At 42.3% G+C, this 19,383-nt stretch carries 17 protein-coding genes and 1 pseudogene; 10 read left to right on the top strand and 8 right to left on the bottom strand.

What is annotated here, in order from left to right:
* Positions 1-117: 117 nt before the first annotated feature.
* Positions 118-960, bottom strand: coding sequence for a PRD domain-containing protein (locus QN079_RS05800; RefSeq protein ID WP_005225677.1), 843 nt, complete (start codon positions 958-960; stop codon positions 118-120).
* Positions 961-2,017: 1,057 nt separating this feature from the next.
* Here QN079_RS05800 and QN079_RS05795 point away from each other — a divergent pair.
* A complete protein-coding gene (locus tag QN079_RS05795; RefSeq protein WP_096741356.1) occupies positions 2,018-2,881 on the top strand; it encodes a helix-turn-helix domain-containing protein in 864 nt (287 codons plus the stop codon).
* Between the two features lie 257 nt (positions 2,882-3,138).
* On the opposite strand, the gene QN079_RS05790 is transcribed toward QN079_RS05795, so the two are convergent.
* Positions 3,139-4,932, bottom strand: coding sequence for an oligopeptide ABC transporter substrate-binding protein (locus tag QN079_RS05790; protein ID WP_096741357.1), 1,794 nt, complete (start codon positions 4,930-4,932; stop codon positions 3,139-3,141).
* A gap of 375 nt (positions 4,933-5,307) precedes the next feature.
* Here QN079_RS05790 and QN079_RS05785 point away from each other — a divergent pair, with 375 nt between their 5' ends.
* The 5 genes from QN079_RS05785 (at position 5,308) to QN079_RS05765 (ending at position 10,062) form a co-directional block, all read left to right on the top strand.
* The gene (locus QN079_RS05785; RefSeq protein WP_289230519.1) at positions 5,308-6,606 is read left to right on the top strand and encodes a DUF1576 domain-containing protein; all 1,299 of its coding nucleotides are present in this window, start codon (positions 5,308-5,310) and stop codon (positions 6,604-6,606) included.
* Positions 6,603-6,953 carry a hypothetical protein gene (locus tag QN079_RS05780; RefSeq protein ID WP_074931821.1) on the top strand — a complete coding sequence of 117 codons (351 nt, stop codon included), beginning with the start codon at positions 6,603-6,605 and terminating at the stop codon, positions 6,951-6,953. Before QN079_RS05785 ends, QN079_RS05780 begins: the two co-directional genes overlap by 4 nt.
* Positions 6,954-7,120: 167 nt before the next feature.
* Positions 7,121-7,516, top strand: a complete 396-nt coding sequence (locus QN079_RS05775; RefSeq protein WP_096741358.1) for a YxeA family protein — start codon at positions 7,121-7,123, stop codon at positions 7,514-7,516.
* On the top strand, positions 7,491-8,243 hold the full coding sequence (locus tag QN079_RS05770; protein ID WP_016610385.1) for an ABC transporter ATP-binding protein: 753 nt from the start codon (positions 7,491-7,493) through the stop codon (positions 8,241-8,243). Before QN079_RS05775 ends, QN079_RS05770 begins: the two co-directional genes overlap by 26 nt.
* A 13-nt stretch (positions 8,244-8,256) precedes the next feature.
* Positions 8,257-10,062 carry an ABC transporter permease gene (locus QN079_RS05765; RefSeq protein WP_289230518.1) on the top strand — a complete coding sequence of 602 codons (1,806 nt, stop codon included), beginning with the start codon at positions 8,257-8,259 and terminating at the stop codon, positions 10,060-10,062.
* Positions 10,063-10,165: 103 nt separating this feature from the next.
* Here QN079_RS05765 and QN079_RS05760 read toward each other — a convergent pair whose 3' ends face one another.
* From QN079_RS05760 to QN079_RS05745, 4 genes are all read right to left on the bottom strand, one after another.
* Positions 10,166-10,873 carry a demethylmenaquinone methyltransferase gene (locus QN079_RS05760; protein ID WP_289230517.1) on the bottom strand — a complete coding sequence of 236 codons (708 nt, stop codon included), beginning with the start codon at positions 10,871-10,873 and terminating at the stop codon, positions 10,166-10,168.
* A 159-nt stretch (positions 10,874-11,032) separates the two neighbouring features.
* Positions 11,033-11,761 (bottom strand): GntR family transcriptional regulator, encoded by a 729-nt coding sequence (locus tag QN079_RS05755; protein ID WP_289230516.1) that lies wholly within the window; start codon positions 11,759-11,761, stop codon positions 11,033-11,035.
* A gap of 101 nt (positions 11,762-11,862) precedes the next feature.
* Positions 11,863-13,218, bottom strand: a complete 1,356-nt coding sequence (gene celB, locus QN079_RS05750; RefSeq protein ID WP_289230515.1) for a PTS cellobiose transporter subunit IIC — start codon at positions 13,216-13,218, stop codon at positions 11,863-11,865.
* The gene (locus tag QN079_RS05745; RefSeq protein ID WP_289230514.1) at positions 13,202-13,714 is read right to left on the bottom strand and encodes a hypothetical protein; all 513 of its coding nucleotides are present in this window, start codon (positions 13,712-13,714) and stop codon (positions 13,202-13,204) included. The genes celB and QN079_RS05745 overlap by 17 nt, the downstream gene beginning before the upstream one ends.
* Before the next feature lie 418 nt (positions 13,715-14,132).
* Here QN079_RS05745 and QN079_RS05740 point away from each other — a divergent pair, with 418 nt between their 5' ends.
* Entirely contained in the window at positions 14,133-14,501 is a 369-nt protein-coding gene (locus QN079_RS05740; protein WP_005225664.1) for an iron chaperone, read from the top strand.
* A gap of 76 nt (positions 14,502-14,577) precedes the next feature.
* Here QN079_RS05740 and QN079_RS05735 read toward each other — a convergent pair whose 3' ends face one another.
* Positions 14,578-15,918: a peptidoglycan DD-metalloendopeptidase family protein gene (locus tag QN079_RS05735; protein WP_015509418.1), complete on the bottom strand. Its 1,341-nt coding sequence runs from the start codon at positions 15,916-15,918 to the stop codon at positions 14,578-14,580.
* Between the two features lie 284 nt (positions 15,919-16,202).
* Between QN079_RS05735 and QN079_RS05730 the strand changes: the two are divergent.
* Positions 16,203-16,634 (top strand): annotated as a pseudogene (locus QN079_RS05730) (GNAT family N-acetyltransferase).
* Complete coding sequence (locus QN079_RS05725; protein ID WP_289230512.1) at positions 16,600-16,821, top strand: hypothetical protein; 222 nt, start codon at positions 16,600-16,602, stop codon at positions 16,819-16,821. Before QN079_RS05730 ends, QN079_RS05725 begins: the two are co-directional and overlap by 35 nt.
* A 58-nt stretch (positions 16,822-16,879) precedes the next feature.
* On the opposite strand, the gene QN079_RS05720 is transcribed toward QN079_RS05725, so the two are convergent.
* A complete protein-coding gene (locus tag QN079_RS05720; RefSeq protein WP_289230511.1) occupies positions 16,880-18,442 on the bottom strand; it encodes a polysaccharide deacetylase family protein in 1,563 nt (520 codons plus the stop codon).
* A gap of 234 nt (positions 18,443-18,676) precedes the next feature.
* Between QN079_RS05720 and QN079_RS05715 the strand changes: the two genes are divergently transcribed.
* Positions 18,677-19,351, top strand: a complete 675-nt coding sequence (locus tag QN079_RS05715) for a CPBP family intramembrane glutamic endopeptidase (RefSeq protein WP_289230510.1) — start codon at positions 18,677-18,679, stop codon at positions 19,349-19,351.
* Positions 19,352-19,383: the final 32 nt, after the last annotated feature.

Here is a 19,383-nt window from a genome sequence, read left to right as displayed (position 1 = left end):
TTCTACAATAAACAAGCATGAGAGACCCCCTAAAAAAAGAGCGACGGGTTTCCTCATCGAGTATTGTAAGAAAGTGCAGGTCTTGCCAGCCGAACTGTAACGAATCCATTTCCATTCTTAGGTTAATTTTGAGTGAGCGGCTAAGTTACCGATATGCAGAATCAAATACATCAATTCCATATCGTTGACATGCCAGCCCTTTTGTTCAAATAAGTATTCTTTGATCGAATCTGCGGTTTCTTTTTCTTTTGGATAGCTGCTGAAGGCCAAGGCAATCATTGGATTTGCCAATACTGGCTCTTCTTTTTCTTGACTTTGTCGAATTAAATAATAGCGAATGTGGGTCACGAACCGTTGGAAGTAAGAAGAATTCTCATCAAACTCGATGTTCATGCTGTACTTAACGATTCGTAAAATATTGTTCGTCAACTCGGTGTGCTCATAAGCACTTTGATTGGCGCTTTTTTCAATTTGCGCATTGACGAAATGCAAAGTGATAAACGCAGCTTCTTCTTGTGAAAAATCGGGATACAGCTCTTTGCGGATCAATTCGACCGCTTGGACACTGACCGCATATTCCTTGGCATAGATTTTCTTGATTTCCCAATGCATGGGATTGGTCAAAACAATTTCTTGCTTTTGACGACTGATGGCAAACAAGATATGATCCATCAGTGTGAAATAAACATTTGGATTGAAATCGGTTCCAACACTATCCCGAAAAAGACGCACGATTTCATAAATGACGGCCATTTGTTTTTCGTCCGCCTTCGTCATGACTTTCGACATATGTTCCACTGTCAAATCATCTTCTGGATAGTATTTTTTTTCGATTCGCTCAGCTGGAATCGGGTCACCCGGTTTCGTTTGAAAGCCGATCCCTTTTCCCATTAGGATCACTTCAACTTCATCTTCTTTTGAAAGTACAACATTGTTGTTGATCCTCTTGATAATCTTCACGAACGATCCTCCTTGATCAGCATAGCCCATAAAAAACGTTGCATCCTTTGACGTCTATGCAGAAGGTCTTGTATTTTTTTCTTTCTCTGACGTGCCGTTAAGTGACGAGGTGATTGACTGCTCCAGACAGTGCTGCAGGCTATCGTCAAACCTAGCTGGCAGTTCATTGCGTTTTACTTCTCCCCTCCTTTGCTGATCAATGACTGGATCTTACCTTGGAACCGGTTCTTTTTTAGCGAATAGAAATAATGGAGCAAAAAAAGAAGACCAAAGCAAAAAAGTGTACAACCCAAGAAACTTTGGGTAATCAACGCACTTTTTTCCTCTGGTCTTGCCTGCCGAACAGTAACGAATCCAGTAATGAGAACACTCTCATGTTCCGTTGAGATAATAGTACTCATTCTGAGAAAAAATGTCAACACTTTTTTTGCAAACGTTTTTCTTTTTTCGTTTTTGGCTTCGTTTCACTCTGATTTGCTCGTAGTTTTCTTACTGATAGTGAGGGGTTTTTCTGTATAAATCCTCTGTAACAGCTTGGGCATTTTTTATCCAACAGCACACAACACAAAAAAACCGTAATCTTCGTACATTACGGTCATAGCTAGAAGGATGATGCTTTACAAAAAACGATCAATCACAAAGAATTGGGGAAGGTCTGGTGCATGACAGACATTCAATGTGACTGACCGCTTTTAGCGATTCATGCGCTTCATGACTTCCACAAACGAAAAGGTGTCTTTGAGAGGGGGAAGCAATCAAATAACCTTTCGATTCTTCAAGATGTTACTCGATCCTGCGATAAAAACCGCAGAGAGCGAGGAAAATGCTGTTCCTATCATAAAGAAAACAGTCACAAGACTTATCATTGAAAGGTCAACAATAAGGTTTCGCAGAAAAGGCAGTACTAGTTTTTAAATGGGTTGATTTCCCAAGGGCCGAATGGTTCAAATTCCATGAAAAACTACCTCCTTTATTATTTGCTATACCTTATTATATTTGATAACATGTTATTAAAATCACATTGTTCAGAAATGCGTCACAATTAAGGAGGTCCCCCATGAAACAGCAAGGCTCTTTAATCAAAAAACTGCGCACAGATCGCAAAATCTCGCAAGCCAAGCTTGCCGAAGGTATTTCCTCACGCACCACCCTTTCTTCATTCGAAAATCGTAAAACAAACCTCTCTTCACAAACCCTGTTTGACTACTTAGACAAAATGAATATTACGGTTCATGAGTTCAGTCTGTTGATCGACAGCGAAGCCACGGATCAGAAACGTCAGCTGGTGCAAGATTTCTATACCCGTTACTATGAGCGAACACTGACTCTCGACTACTTGACTAACCTGGAAAAACGCTACTTTGAGACACAAAATTTTTTCTATTATTCTTTGTATGTCCAAGGATTGCTGCTGCTCAACCGTGAATCATTTCTGATGAATCAAGGAGCTTACACCCAAGAAGTCGAACTGGTAAAGCAATACTTGTTTGATATCGAAACCTGGGGGCGCTTTGAGTTAAATTTATTCTCAAATTTGTTATTTATTTTTGACCAAGAAACGATCAGTTATTACTTAGATCATGGGATCAAAAAAATCCTTCACTACGCCAATGATCCATTTTATGCAAATCTGTTAAGTGTCGTGATCTTAAACGGCTGTGCCTTCGCCAGTGAAAATAAAGATGCCTATCTGCTTAACAAGTTTCTGCTCTTGTCTGAACCGCTCCCCAATACACCCCTCTATTTTTATTTAAAAATCCATCAAGTACTGTATCAGGAAATATACTCGTATTTGCAATCCGCTCAGTTGAACAAAGAGATTCTAAAAAACACCTTAGTCGTTATTGAACAAGCCGGTTACCAGAACCATAAAGACGATCTCCAACAGTTGCTTGCTGCTGTTACCAATCGTGCGATTTAGCCGCTTATTAAATGGGCATTTATGTAATGTTATCTAACAAAAAAAGCTGATCTTCCAACGGAGCTCAGCTTTTTCGTCAATGTCACTCCAACCCGCCCACGAAACAGCCGCTCGAAATGAAGGGTTCAACATTCGACTTGCTTCTTCCTTCTGCATGGACCAAGAAAAAACCAGTTAGGTTTTAATCCTAACTGGTTTTGTTTGGCAAAAGCAACGAGCATGCTGCTGCCGATTCATTTGTGCAATTTACTAACCGATTAACGAGATTCTGAAGTCACACCGATGGTTGCCCATGGATTATGATCGGCGTCAAATGCCCAGGTAAAGTTTGCGACACGATCAGAGACCGGTAAGATTTGATTCCGATACAACGTTGGGATCGCAAAAGCTTCTTCAATCGCATATTCTTGCCATGCATCAAAAGCAGCCTTCCGTGTTGCTTCATCAAAGGAATCGATTGAATCGATCGCAGCTAACAATTCAGTATTTTCATCTGATTCAAAACGAGTGTAGTTAAATGCTGAATTTGGTCCCCATAAGCTGGTTGGTGATGGATCTGAACCAGTAGACCAAGCAGCTTGGAAGACATCGATATCTGGATCATCGTTTTTCAGCTTGTCATAGAAGGCTTGGAAATCGATCAAACGACCTGTTGAATATTGAACATCTAAACCGATTTCTTGCCATTGTTGAACATAGTAATCCGCCAATGGTTGGGCAACTTCCCCACCAGACATTGACGCAAAGTTGATGGTCAATTTGTTGCCATCTGGATCTTCCCGGAAGCCGTCGCCATCCACGTCGATAAAGCCAGCGTCATCTAGAAGTTGGTTTGCTTTCTCCATATCTAAATGGTATCCTTCGGCATCGCTATTGTGCAACGTACCATAAACAGGTGGGATCAATGTTGAAGCATTTGAACGCAAGCCGTGGTAGAAACGCTCACCGATCGCATCATTGTCAATGGCATAGCCCATTGCTTGACGCAATGCTTTGTTCGCCATTTTTGCATTTGGATCAAAATCAACACTGTTTGTTTCATCATTCCATGAACCTAAATTAAAGCCAAGATACGTGTAAGACTGTTCTGGACGACCTAACATTTGGTAGCCATCCATGTTTTGATACGTATCAAAGGTATCTGTTGGCATTTTTAAGACTAAATCGTATTGCTTCGCGTTTAACGCTTCATTGATTGAAGCCGAAGGGACGTTACGCATCACGATTTTTTCTAAGTTTGGTGTATCGCCATAGTAATGTTCATTCGGTACATATTCCACCGTCTCACCTGGTACGATATTACTCATTTTGTATGGACCAAAACCGATTGGATTGGTTCGAACGGGATCACTTGAAGGCATATCTGCCACTTCAATGCCTTCAAAGGCATGTTTCGCTAGTGCAGAGTTCCAGATCGCTCCACCGGATTGCTGCATACCTGGATGCATTTCTTTAAACTCGATTTCAACGACTTTATCGCTGACTGCTGTGATCCCTGAGATCGTATCAGCTTCGCCGCTGTGGTATTCTTCCATACCAACGATATTCGTAAAATCATTGTTGTAACGAACGCCATCATAGTCTTGATGTCCGATGACTTCATAAGAGAAGATCACGTCTTCAGCCGTTACATCGACCCCGTCAGACCATTTCAAGTCTTCACGCAAAGTGATCGTTGCTTTGTTGTTATCGACATCTAATTCTAAATCAGCTGGTCCACCATTCACAATTCGGAAATCTTCATCTTGTAGGAACAAATATTCATGGCTTGGTAACATGAAGTCACGGTCATAAGCATCTTGATAAAACTCCCATTGAAACAACCCTTGGAATTGCGTATCTGTTACTACCGCAACATCTAAGACGCCCCCATCGATCACTTCATCGTTATTTTCAACTGCAAGCTGCAAATCATTGATATCAAATCCAGCTGCCTCAGTTGATGATTCTTGTGTATCAGTCGAACCTGTTCCACCTTCGTTACTTTGTCCGCAAGCCCCTAAAACAAGCGCTGCCAATAAAGTAATCATGCCAAACTTCGTTTTCTTCATACTCTTCCTCCTTATTTAAATCCCTTCCTCGTGATTCAGTGATCACTCGATCTTCGAATAAAAAAACCAAGCAAACAGTTTTTTTATCTTAAAATGGCTTTTTTATTAGAAAATCTGAACGAGATTAACTAAATTATAACAATTTTCGTAAAATTCTTTCTGTCAATAATTTCACCGATTGATGAAATTATTGAAAAAAGGGCGATTCTCCTTGATACATCGCCGTTATTTTATTCGTATTTTCTTAAATTTTTCTTTTTCTCCCTTTTTTGGTTCTCATTTCTCATGTTCTCCCGCTACTTAAAACTGTCAAAAAATACTTTTTTGTCGCTAAAAGGTGTGATACTATGAAAAAAAGGAGCGTTCAATGAAACTATGGCAGATAAACGAGTTTTCTTACAAACAAAATCGAAACCCTTTGCACCTATCTCACAGCTCTTAACCCAGCGCTTGCTTTTGGCGTATAGCATCGTCTTGATCCTCATTGGCTTGGTTGCTTCCCCTCCTCAAGCTTTGTGGCAAGGCTCGCTGGCAATCTTAAATGCCCCCAGCAATTTGATTTCTGATTATTTTGCGATCGGCAATCTTGGAAGCGCCTTTTTAAACAGTGGCTTATTGACATTGATCAGTATCCTCCTTGCGAAAAAGCAAGGAACGATTATTAGTGGACCAATGATCGCTGCTTTTTTTACCATATCTGGCTTTTCTTTTTTTGGAAAAAACATTTTTAACTCGATTCCCATTCCACTTGGTGTCTATTTATACTCTTACATACAGCAACGCCCCGCTACACAATATTCACTGGTTGCCTTATTTGGCAGTGCCGCCTCGCCGGTTATCAGTTACTTAGCATTCGGTTTAGGGTTGCCTTTACCCGTCGGGATCGCTTTTGGTTATGGCATCGGTCTATTGATCGGTTTGGCGCTCCCTCCTCTAGCAGCTCAATTTTTACAATTCCACCAAGGTTTTTCTTTGTATAATATCGGATTTGCTGCTGGCATCATCACTATGTTTTTCACGAGTTTTTTACGCCTGTTCGACTTAGAAGTCTATTCAAACAAACAATTGACGACGGAGTATCACTATTACCTGACTGGGTTCTTGCTCATTCTTTGTCTTGCTATGTTTCTTATCGGATATCTTCTAAATCAGCGATCCCTCAAAGGCTTGCCTGAGCTTTTTCAAACGTCAGGGAAATTAATGACGGACTATGTCACGATTTTTTCCCTTGGGGTCACGATGATGAACATGGCGATGATGGGGATGTTGATGCTGTTCTTTGTCTTCTTACAAGGGGAACTATCTGGTCCCCTTTTAGGCGCAATATTGACCGTGATAGGCTTCAGTGCATTCGGGAATCACTGGAGAAATAGTTTGCCTGTCATGATAGGGGTAGTTTTAGCAACCAAGGTCGGTTTGACCTCTGACGTATCGACCTTCAGCTTATTGCTGACAGCGATCTTCGGCACCAGTTTAGCCCCCATCAGTGGGTACTATGGTCCGATTGCTGGCGTAATCGCTGGGGTAGTCCATGCAGCCTTGGTCACAAATATCACCTATTTACATGGAGGATTGAACTTATACAATAATGGCTTTTCCAGTGGATTTGTCGCGGCAGCAATGGTACCATTGTTAGATGAATACCAGCAAATCAGAAGGCGGAGAAGAAAATGATTGAAAAAGAACGGGCACGGCGAATCGTCGATGAAGTGGTCACCTACTTTTTGTCCCATGACTGTCAAAAGATAATAAGTGAGATGGCCTTTGAAGCAGAGGGGTTTAAAGCAGTTGTGCAAGGTCAATTTCCAGAGCAACCCTCTGATTTAGAACATTTTATCGACATGCTCAACACACCAAGAGATAGCACGTTAGAAAATTATTATGTGGAGCTTTTAGGCGGTCATCAAACGATCCATGAAGAAAAAGATTACTATCTATTAGGATTAATGATCGACGAAGCCGCCATTATGTACGAGGATGAGCAATTGATCGTTGAATTGTATCGCAAAAAATACAACTGAAAAGCCCTACGCAAAAAACGTTTCTAAGCGGTGACCTTCACCCTTTAGAAACGTTTTTTGTTCGTTTGTCGTGACAAAAATGAAAGTTTATTGATAGATTTTTCACACTACTTTTCAGAAAACCAGCGTTATACTTTCATCATAATAAAAAACGAGGTGACCGATAGATGAAAAAACTTCTGATTGGACTTGCAGCGCTCCTTCTCATAGGGTTCGGCGCATTGCAAGTCGCACAAACCGTCATCATGGGCGGCGACAGCTACTATGTCCAAATCACCACAGATGGTGAAAAGACGACTTCTAAGGATGACAATGGGAATGTCTATACGCAATACCATTACGAATTGCCAGGGTATGATGAGAACGGCAAAAACAAAACCCTTGATTTCAACGGTTTCCAAGAACGACCATTGCGTAAAGAAGCCTATTTGAAGCTTACTTGGAACGAAAAAAAAGGGGTAACTGGCTATGAAGAGGTCAAAGAAAAAGACATCCCAGCCAAAGCATTAACCCAATTAAAAGGAGCGGAACGCAACGATGGAAAAAATTATTCAAGCAAATGAACTGACCAAAGTATACGGAAAAGCCAACGAAAAACAAACCGAAGCCTTAAAAGGTATCAGCTTTGATATTGAAAAAGGCGAATTCATTGGGATCATGGGGGCTTCAGGCTCAGGGAAATCCACCCTACTAAACATTCTTTCAACGTTGGATCATCCGACAAAAGGTGCCATTCGCATCAACAATAGCGATATCACCAAACTAAAAGGCGATGCCTTGGCGGATTTCCGCAGCCGTGAAATCGGCTTTATTTTCCAAGACTTCAATCTATTAGAAAACTTAACGGCTTCAGAAAACATCGCTGTGCCGTTGTCTTTACAAGGAGTCAAACCAAAGATCATCCAACAACGGATCAAACAAGTCGCAGAACGCTTGTCCATCACACATATTCTCGACAAATATCCAGCAGCGATCTCTGGTGGACAAAAGCAACGGGTGGCAGCCGCTCGAGCCTTGATCACGGAACCAACGATCCTTTTTGCGGATGAACCCACAGGTGCCTTGGATTCAAAAAGTGCGAAAGACTTATTGAATATGATGGACGACTTGAATACCAATGACCAAGTATCGATTTTATTGGTCACTCATGATCCCCTTTCTGCCAGCTATTGCCAACGTATTTTATTTATCAAGGACGGAAAGATCCATCAAGAAGTCAAACGTGAGGATCAAAGCCGTGAAGCGTTTTACCGCCAGATCCTTGTCATTCTAGGAAACTTGGAACAATAAGGAGGAAGAACACATGCTTTGGAAACTATCACTTACCGGGATCAAAGCTCGGTTGAAGGATTATATCGTCCTCTTTTCTGGTTTAGTCATGGCTTCAGCCATCTTTTATATGTTCGAATCAATGGCGAGCAATGAAGCCTTTTTAAAAAGCAACTCGATCATCAGTATGGTGGTCTTCGTCTTTCGTTTTGGCTCGGTCCTCTTAGGGATCATTACCTTTGCCTACATCTTATATGCCAATTCTTTCTTGATGGCGATGCGCCAAAAGGATTATGCCATGTTTATGATGTTAGGAGCCAAAGGACGAAAGATCGCCCAAATGATTTTTATCGAAACCTTTATGGTAGGTATCGTTGCCACCGCCGTCGGCTCTATCTTAGGGATCGGCTTAGCAAGTGGTGTCAATACTTTGCTAGTCAATCAATTAAACTTGCAGATCACCCATTATGCAGCATTTAGTCCAGAGGCATTGATCGTAACCGTCGTCTTCTTCTCGGTTCTCTTCTTGATTGCTGCCATCTTCAATGCACGGGCAATTGCCAAAAAATCGATTTTAGCATTATTACGAGAAACAAGCACGCCGGCACAAGTCAAACAACGGCCATTCTTGCTCTTCTTGCAAACCATTTTAGGTCTTTGTTCCTTAGCCATCGGCTATTATATGATGAGCGATTTGAAGACCTTCCAATTGATCGGGATCGGCATCGCCCTTGTCACGATCGTTCTTGGCACATACCTAGTCTTTCGTTCGGTGATCATCGCTCTTTTATCCCTATTAAAGAAGAACGATACGATCGCATTGAAAAAGTTAAACAATTTCACCTTGTCGCAATTAAGCTTTCGGATTCGTGAGTATACCCAGATGCTTTCGATGGTGGCGATGCTTTTTGCTCTAGCATTAGGTGCCTTGACGGTTGGTCTTGGCTTTAAAAACGAGATCCCTATCTTGGCAAAAACTGTTGCCCCTTATGACTTGTATTTGAACAATGCCCAAAACGCCTCTGACGAAAAAGTCAATGCGTTAAACCCGACCCTTGATGTGACCTACAGCATGAAAGAAACGGATGACACCATTTATTACGTGAAGGAACAATTCAACGAAAACAACTTGCTCAGCTCCAGTATGAATCAGTTGAGTGTCGATGTCACTTACAACAAGCTGACTGGCGATCAATTAGCTTCTGATGTGACCGCCCAAGACCAATTGCGTAGCTACCTCTTACCAGAACAACGAGGTAAGGAGATCCAAGTCGTCGATCAAACCGCTCTTGGTGCGGTCAATGCACCGGAAACCAGCTTGCGAATGGTACAAGTCAAAGACTTCCAAGCAAGCTACGATGGGCTGCGTGATTTGGCGCAAGCAAATCAAGACGCAAATTCTTCAGAAACCGCCGATATGAATTTCTCACAACGGGTCTTCGCCTACGACAGCTATAACGGGATGTTCTCTGGTTTTGAATTTATGGGCTTCTTCCTGGGTATCGCCTTCTTGACGATGTTAGCTAGCTGCCTGATGTTCAAAATTCTTTCAGGGGCAAACAGCGACATTCAACGTTACACGATGTTGAAAAAAATCGGTACCCGCACGCGTTTACTGAAAAGCTCGATCCGCAAAGAGATCGGCGTGCTCTTCCTAGTTCCCGGTATCTTAGGAATGATCCATGTCTTGTTCGGTCTAAAAATGTTCACCACCTTGATGATCGATCCGTACCATGACCTATGGCTACCTTTTGGTATCTTTATCGCCCTCTACGCCATTTATTACGTGGTGACTATTGGGTTATACACCAACATTGTTTTAAATCCAAAGAAAAAATAACAATCACTCTCTGAATTGCTCAACGCAAAGAGACCATCAAGCCATAAAGGGCATGATGGTCTCTTTCATTTTCTCGTTTTTTCTCGGACAAAGGAAAGTAATCTTAAGGTTTGACCCCTAGATGCATCGCCGCCGCACCTCCTGCATAGCTTTTGACTTGCAACACATCAAAGCCAGCTGCCTGAAATTCTCGTTTCAATGCCTGCTTGTCAGGAAAATCCCGTGCGGACTCCTGCAGCCAGGAATATTCTTGATAGCTTTTGGCGAACAGTTTGCCAAATAACGGCATGACATGGTGAAAATAAAAAGTAAACAGTTGCCGCCAGCCGATCAGTGTGGGCTGTGATGTTTCGAGACAAACGATTTTCCCGCCTGGGCGCAGCACCCGATGGATCTCTGCCAAGACTTGTTGGCGATCCGCGACATTTCTCAACCCGAACCCGATCGTCACATAATCAAAGTGCTCGTCTGGAAAGCTTAATGCCATCGCATTGCCAGTCTGCCACTGGATCTGCGTTTGTTGCTTTTTCTGGGCCTTTTCTTTGGCAACCGTTAACATTTCTTCGCTAAAATCAACGCCGGTCACTTGCCCCGTCGGACCGACCGCTTCATTCAATGCAAACGCCCAATCCCCGGTACCGCAGCATAAATCTAATATCTCCGCACCCATCGGTACTGCCATTCGTTTCATGGTATCCTTGCGCCACCGTTTGTGCAGCTGAAAGGAGATAATACCGTTCATTCGATCATAACGGGAAGCGATCGATTCAAATACATCATGTACTTTGGTTTCTTTGGCTGTTGTTGCCATTGCGGCACGTCCTTTCTTTTCCTCGTTTTAGACCCTAAATTCTCAACGTTTAGCTGCCAGTTGCTAAAAGCTGCTGATAATTTTAGTCTAGCACGAAAAAACGAGGGGAACAAAGACCATGCTTGCCATCGTTTTTAGTCGATTTGCATTGTTAATAACTTAAAGTATTATCTTTTTGTGCATATACAAGGTTGCCATCCGATAATCATAATGAATCATCGAAAATGCCAATAGTTCGCCATTTTTTAAGTAACTATCATCCCTTACAATCAGTGCGGGCATGCCTTCTTCTAGATGAAAAAACGCTGCTTGTTCCTGTGATAGCGGTTTGCTTTGGATGAACTTGTCGATGAAGGCGGCTGTCAGTTGTTTTTCTTCTGCCAAAGCTTGGAACATCGACCCCTCCATCATTGTTTCGGAGATCTCCCCCACGATTTCAGGTATATAATAGGAACGTTCAATCAAATAGGGTTTGTCATCTAATGTGCGAAAACGTTGGACTTCGATAAAGTGTTGATCTTTCGCAAATTGTTTTTGACTTGGAAGAAACAGCGCCTCTGATACTTTGACCAGCCGCTTTGAGGCTTTGACCGTTCGAATGTTTTTCTCGCCCCGTGTCAAGTCTTCATTGAAGCCAAGATCACCTTGTTCAATGGCCGGTTTTTGGTTGTTTTGAAAGCGAATATACGAGCCGCGGCCTTGCATCTGGTAGATCCAGCCCATCTTGCTCAATTTATTGAGGGCTTGACGTAACGTATAACGAGAAACTGGATAAATCGCCAAAAGCTCTCGTTCACTAGGCATCTTCCCCTGCTCATTTCCTATGTCACCCGCTTCGATCTTTCTGATCAATTCCGCTGCTAAGTCTTCAATACTGAGTTTCGTCATTTGCCTACTCCTTTCCTTCGGATTCTCTACTACTATTATCATCTTTGGCGTAAAAAAAGCCAGCTATTTTTCATAGCCGGCTTATCAAAAAAACAGATTGATTATGCCTTCGTTGCGTTTGCTTGTTCGTCCTTGTATAATTTGCCATCATACATTTTGATGAATGGGAACCAAATCAAGAAAGCAACGACTGCACAGATGATTGCTAAGACAAAGGCACGCCAGTCACCACCTGAACCAATAAAGCCAGATAATCCAATTGGGGTCGGCCACGCTACTTGAGCAATCGGTGGGTTAACAAAGCCTAAGTTGATGCCAAAATAAGCAACGGACATTGAAGCCATTGGTGCTAAGAAGAATGGGATCGCTGTGTACGGGTTGTATACCACTGGCATCCCGAATAAAATCGGTTCATTGATATTGAAGAAGGATGGCACGATCGCTGCTTTTCCTAAAGCACTTAACTGCGCTGATTTTGCAAAGAAGGCGATGAAAATCACCATTCCTAACGTCGCTCCTGAACCACCGATCGTAACAAAACTGTTGTTAAATTCACCCGCAAAGGCAATGTTGGCACCATTTTGGTTTTCCACCATATTTGACAACACGATTGGCGTCAAGAATGAGGTCACGATCGTTGCCCCATGAATACCGACGATCCATAGTGCATGCATGAAGAAGTAGATAACAATCAGTCCGATCCAGGTACTGGTCAATTGCGTCACGAAACTAAACGGAATCGCAATGACTTTGAAAATATCTGTGCCCATTGCGACTAATGCACCATTGATAACGATCACAGCTAATGAAGTCAGTGCCGTTGGAATCAATGCCGTAAAAGAGGAAGATACTCCTGTTGGCACTGTGTCAGGCATTTTAATGACAATATTGCGTTTCACACAGAACGCATAAATTTTTACGGCAATGATCGCCATGATAATCGCTGTAAAGATCCCAGTTGTTCCTAAACGAGTAACGCCGCCAGCCATTTCCCAGCCATCGATGATTTTTTGGTCATCAGAAATCACATTGACTAGTGTTGCCATACCGCCTTCAAAAACTAATTGTGGCAAGCACATAAAGAACGCCATCATAGAAAGTAATGCTCCATTGACTGGGCTAAGAACGATTTTCTCTTCTTGCGCTTGGATTTTCGTGTACTCGTAACCAAACACGACACAGAAGTAAAGTGCTAAAATCCCCATTGTTGCGGTATTACCTAACATGTAAAGATTTTGGATTTTATCGAATGACGCACTCCAAATACCCTCTAATACAGGAAAACTTTGTGGCAAAACGCTGATGATCAAGAACATTGATCCTACGATAGTGAAAGGAATCGACGCCATCCCGGCTGCCATGACCCCACGAACGATCCGTAATTGTGAGATTTTCCCCATTGGACCCATTAAGTAGCGGTCCAAGAAGGCAAACATTTTGTTATTTTCTGAATCCATTGACTGTTCCTCCTTGAGTTTCAAATGTAGTCAAATACGTGAAATATTTGTCGCGGTCATGCTCGATCATCCACGCTTTACGCTGAATGAACAAACACGCCATCATGCCGACAGAAAACAAGGCAAGTAAGATCCCTCTACCCGATTGATTCATAAAAGGAATCAACGTTGCTTGCTGCCCGATCAAAATACCAAAAATTGCAATGAGATTGACGCCGAATTGGAGCCAATAACCGATCTTTGTCACCAGTAAACGATTCGATTGCTGCCAATATTTTTGAGTTTGTTCAATAAGTATAAGTCCATCAACGATCAATAAGGCAATGGGAATCAAACCAGCCCATGTCCATTGAGACAGACTCAATAGGGCCCAATAAAGATTGACAAAGAAAAAGATCGCAGTCATATAACGAAAAAGTAAAAAACGATTAAACCGCATACTTTTGTTTGCATATTCTTTCTTGGCTGCTTGGGTTACCGGTTTCCTTTTGGTCACAAGTCCTCCTCCTTTCGTTTTGCTTTCGCTCAACAACTTGTTCGAACAAGTTATATTCTAGCAGAATTCTTGTTGAATGCAACCGATTTCTTTTAGAAAGTGTTCTCTGAAAATAATCTGCCTTTTCATTCGTTATTTCTGAAAAGTTAAGTGAATCGCAAGGAACCTTGCAGGATAACGAGGGAATGTTCCTGACTCTTGGCTTTTGTTCGAGTAGAAAAAAGTTATTTTTAGCATTCGTTTTTGCAAACAGTGTTTGTTCCTGAAGGCTTTATCCCCCAAACAAGGCAACAGGTTTGTAAACTTGCTAACTTTACAGTACACTCTAAGTAACAAAATGTTTGATTTCGAGCACGCGTTATTTTTAGTGATCGACATTCCCTGTACTCGTTCCTTAAAACGAAAGGAGATCCTCCCAATGGATGTATTAGAAACTTACTTAACCAGCATTGAAGATCCAGTAAAGCAAGAAAAACTGCGTGCCTTATTTGCCGCTATTACCAAGAAATTTCCTGACCTCGTTCCAGTCATCAAGTGGAATCAGCCGATGTTCACCGCCCATGAGACCTTTATTATCGGTTTCAGCGTTTCAAAACCGCATTTTTCTGTCTCCCCTGAAACCAAGTGTCTTGAACAGTTTGCCGATGCCATTGAAAACGCCGGTTACAGCCATACGGATAACATTTTTCGCATCAAGTGGACTGAGCCGATCGATCAAGCATTGATTGAGGACATGATCGCTTTCAACCTGAAAGACAAAGCGGAGATGACCCGTTTTTGGCGCTGAGCCAATCGAGACTTTGTAAAAGAAGAGCAACCAAAAAACCGCAGAAGCCTGTTCGCTTCTGCGGTTTTTCTGACTATTATAAGCCTAATTCTGGCGCCGGATCAAAGAATCCTGACCATAAGCTTGTTGACATCCCTAAATGTAGATGGACGCCAGTTGAATTCCCAGTCGTTCCCATACCGCCAACATATTGTCTAGCTGAGACGCTTTGTCCGACCGAAACAGCTGGCAGCGTACTAAAGTGCATGTAGTAGCTGTAAACGCCATTGGCATGTTTGATGATCACATAGTTACCAGTTGACGGACCATAGCCCGCTTCAACGACTTCGCCTGCTTGGATCGCATAGATCGGCGTTCCTGTCCCCCCAGTAAAGTCGATGCCATTATGTTGATTTCCTGATGCACCTGTTGGATCTGTTCGATACCCAAAACGACTCGAAATATGAACCGAATCGACTGGCATTTGCCATCCACCTGTACTTGCTTGTTCCTTTGGCTCAGCTGCTTGCTGCACAGGTGCAGGCGTAGCTGCAGTTTTTTCTGACGACACCGATGTTTCTGGCGCCACTGCGGCTTCCGTCTTCGGCTGGGCTGCTGCCACTGCTGCTTGTTGAACGGCAGGACTTTCGGCGGTTTCAGCTGACTTGGCTTCTGCTGCTTGCTGACGTTTTGCTGCTTCTTCTGCTTCTTTGCGCGCTTTTGCTTCTTGTGCTTCTTGCTCAGCCAGTTGCTTCAATGCTGCTTCTTTTTGCCGTTGTGCTTCTGCTTTGTCTGCTTCCAATTGGTCTTTTTTCTCTTCTTCGGTGTTCAACGCCAAGGCAAGGTCGGCTAGTGCAACTTCTTGATTCAACTTGACATCAGCTAATTCCGCTTGTTTTCCTTGCAATGCGTTTGACTGCTCTTCGATTGCAACCAATTGTTCCTGCAACTCTTTTTCCAATTTCTGGCTTGTTGCAATATCTTCTTGCTGTTGTTCGACAATGCTATTGCTGGCATTCATGATCGTTACTGAAGCGATCGCCCGTTGAATAGCTTCTCCGATAGACTCCGCATCAACGATTTTTTGGAACAAACGATTGGAAGGTTCCGACGTTTGAATGTCACGCGCTTGATTCGCCAGTACTTCTGTGCGCTTGATGATTTTCTCTTCAAGGACTTGGATTTCTTGTGCCAAGGCATTGACTTCTTCTTCCGTCGTCGTTTTCTTTTGTAGGATTGCTTGGATTTCTCCTTCAATCGATTGAATCTCTGCCTCTGTTGATCGTTTCAGTGATTCTAATGAGGTGGATTCATTTTTTATGTCATTGATTTTTTCATTTTGCTGCTGGATCTTCTGATCAAAGCTGTCTGCGGATACCGTCACGACAGGCAGCGTCAGCAAAACAAGTGAACTTGCAACCAAAAGTGTCTTTTTCATTTTTTCTCCTTAACTAGATGTGTCATATCGCTTTCTCTAGCATACCGAAAGATTTCACTCTTGGGGCTGTTTTCACACAAATAACATCTGGCTGCAAGAAATTGACATCTAGCTGAAACAAAGTTGTTAGAATATTTCAACGAAAAAGATTGCTTTTCTTCGCCATTTAACCTTCGTTACTTATCAATCGGTTCATCTCCTGTCCGATTGCCTATGAAAATGCCGCGATTTGCAGTAATCAGCAGTGAACCTATGCTATACTGGATTAAAAAACGGAGGTTCTCATGATACAACAAGTGACCACATTTACCGATTCTGAATTAGAAACTATCACCCAGATTTGGCTGCAAAGCAATTTGGATGCCCATGACTTTATCTCAGCTGCCCATTGGCAAGATAACTATGACTTTGTGAAAAAAGCCTTTGCTGATGCCCTTATCTACACCTATTCGGTGGATGATCAGCCTGTCGGCTTCATCGGGATGTTGGATGAGTATATCGCTGGTATTTTCGTTTTGAAAGACTATCGTGCCCACGGCATTGGCAAGCAGCTTTTACAAAAAGTATAAGCAGAACACGAGAAGCTGACTCTGAACGTCTACCAAAAAAATACAGCTGCTATTGCGTTTTATCTCAAACATGGCTTTACCATCGTTTCTGAACAAGTGGATTCTGATACCAATGAAATCGAAAACATCATGGAGTGGCATCGTTGATGCTGCTTTTTTTCACCTTCTCTTTGTCCTTTTGATCAATCGTGCGACCATAACCGCTGATCGGCTTACCCGTCGAATCAATGGATACAATAAACGACAAAAAGCATTGCCTTCCATTTGCTGGATCGGCAATGCTTTCTTTATTATTGACTTTAGTCAGTTTCGTACGCTACGCGAACGAAACTGACTAAAGTCAATAATAAAAAAAAGGAAGCGATGATTGCCATCACTTCCTTTTTCAGCTATTAGCTAACACTGCGTTCATCTGTTGCACCAAAGTATTGATACATTGGTTTTTGGCTGCCATTGAGCAATTGATCGACCGTCACAAATTCATAGCCTTGCGCTTTGAGTGCTTTGATGATGCCCGGTACGGCTTGAACAGATTTCGGATGAATATCATGTAGCAAAATAATCGATCCATCGTAAACATTGTTTTGGACGACCTTCAAAATCTTGTTCGGATCTTTTAGCTTCCAATCCTCGGTATCAACACTCCATTGAATGATCGATTTTCCTGCCGCTTGGGCGCTTTGTTGATCGATCGCCCCATATGGCGGGCGCAAATTCTTAGGCAAGACCCCTGTCGCCTGATAGATGGCTTTGTCCGTTTTGGTTATTTCCGCTTTGACCTCCTCTGGCGACAACGTATTTAATTGGGGATGAGAATAGGAGTGACTGGCAATTTCATGCCCTTCCTCATGGACTTTTTTCGCGACCTCAGGGTATCGATCCACCATCTGGCCCAATTCAAAGAACGTTGCCTTCACATCATTATCTTTCAAGATTTTTAAGAGATCCAATGTCGAAGTATCATTTGGTCCATCATCAAAAGTCAACGCAACATATTTTTTGTTTTCGTCTAACATCGCTTGTTGCTCTTTCAATTGATCCGCATTGACAAGCTCTGGATCAATAAAGGGCGCAATCTCTTTGTAAGCCAAAGTGATCTCGGATACACCTGTTTGATTTTGCAGCAACTGGAGCGTTATTTTTTCAGGATCATAAGTAAATTTTGAATCATAGGTGATTCGGTCCATCCCCAAGACGGCATCAATGATTTTAGTCGGTTCTTTGGCTTGATCCAAAAGCTTTTGTTGAATCACTTGCTGGATTCCTAGCAAGCTGCCTTCATCTGGAACCAAGTCTTTCAAGGATAATTCATTGCCGGTTTTCTCGGAAATAAAAATTGGATCGGCAACCACGCTATCCGCATCTTCAAACCGCCCAGTCTCCCGATTCCAAACATAGCTGTCCGCTTTTAAGGAATAGGTTGACACTTTTGATGCAACTGCTTGTGCTTGAATCCGAGCGATCGTAACGGTCTCTTTGTCGGCGTGCTTTTTGCATAGCTTGTTCGCCATGGTCGATAATTTCTGACTTGCATCCTTTACAGGGATGGCACTTTCTTCTTTTGGTCGGAAAATCAATTCTTTTTTGCCCCCATCAGACAATGTTTCAAGTTTTGCGGGAATTCCCTCTTTGGCTTGTTCTTCTTGGATGGATGCTAATAGCTTTTGCGCGGCAGCTTCATATTTTTCGCGTGCCAATGCTTCTTGCTGCTTCAAAGTAAAAGCGATATAGCCGCCAGTGGCGATAATGACGATTGTCAGCAGCGTCATCAATGAAAAGAGATATTTGCGATGAGTTGGCTTCTTTTTAGAAACTTGACGATTGGCGGTTGGCGTGCGTCTTGTCGTTCCCGTTGTTTGCTTTTGATGTGATTCGACCCTCGAAATAGGTGCTTGTTTTTCAGAAGTCGCTTCTCTATGTTGTGAATTATTTGAATCATTGCTTGATTTCTTCATAAACATTCTCCCTCAAACATAATAACGTAAACAAAATGTAACATAAGCGTAATAATATTTCAACAGTGTTACAGAGATTCTTATAAACTTCTCTTTTTGTTCACAAATTTTGGGAATTGTTCTTAGAAATCCTTTATTCTGCTTTTAAGAAAACCACTTCTGCCAAGTATGATATCGTGTTCACTGCTTTTTCTTTTTGTTTAAAAATAATGAGAGATATCTTTTTGTACTTTGATGTTTTTTCTGTTTATAATTCAGCATGTGGCAATTACTATGAAGGATGTGTTCAAAATGAAACACAAATCAGCAGTTTATTTATTCGTTCTTACCTTAATCATTGGGTTAACCTATCAATTACTTCCATATACCCCACTAAACGATTCCGTGTTATCGATCGTCGGTACCATCTGGAATCTGGTCTTCGCATTTAGCGCAGGGTATTTTCTCTTACGAGCAACCTTTTTGGAGCAGTTCAAACATTTTCGGTTTACCGTTTTATTGTGGGGTGTCCCTCTCGTCATTTTGACTGGCGTGTTCTTTTCCTTTGTTTATGCCGCTATTTTTGGACAACCAACAACCAACTCGATCAGCGAAACCATCACTGTCCAAATGGTCTTTTTGCAAGTTCCGTTTATGCTGATGGGAGAAGAATTGCTAAGTACCAACCTCTTGTTGGCGTTGCAGAAAAGAGGCCTTTCATTTGCCTGGTCATCCATCATTTGCAGTGTGCTATTCGCTTTATGGCACATCCCAGCGTACGGCTTTCATCCAGCCCAATTATTGATCACCTTGATGCCTGCCAGATTGGCACTCAACTACGTTTGGAAAAAATCCAATAGCGTATGGGTCAGCTGGATCTGCCATTTTCTCTATGACTCTCTGGGATTCATTTCATTTTTAGGTAAATAAGCAACAAAAAGGACAGCTGAAGCCTAGCTGTC

The sequence above is a fragment of the Enterococcus sp. FZMF genome (assembly GCF_030263915.1).
Lineage (GTDB): Bacteria > Bacillota > Bacilli > Lactobacillales > Enterococcaceae > Enterococcus_D > Enterococcus_D casseliflavus.
This window is presented reverse-complemented; position numbering and strand designations above follow the sequence as displayed.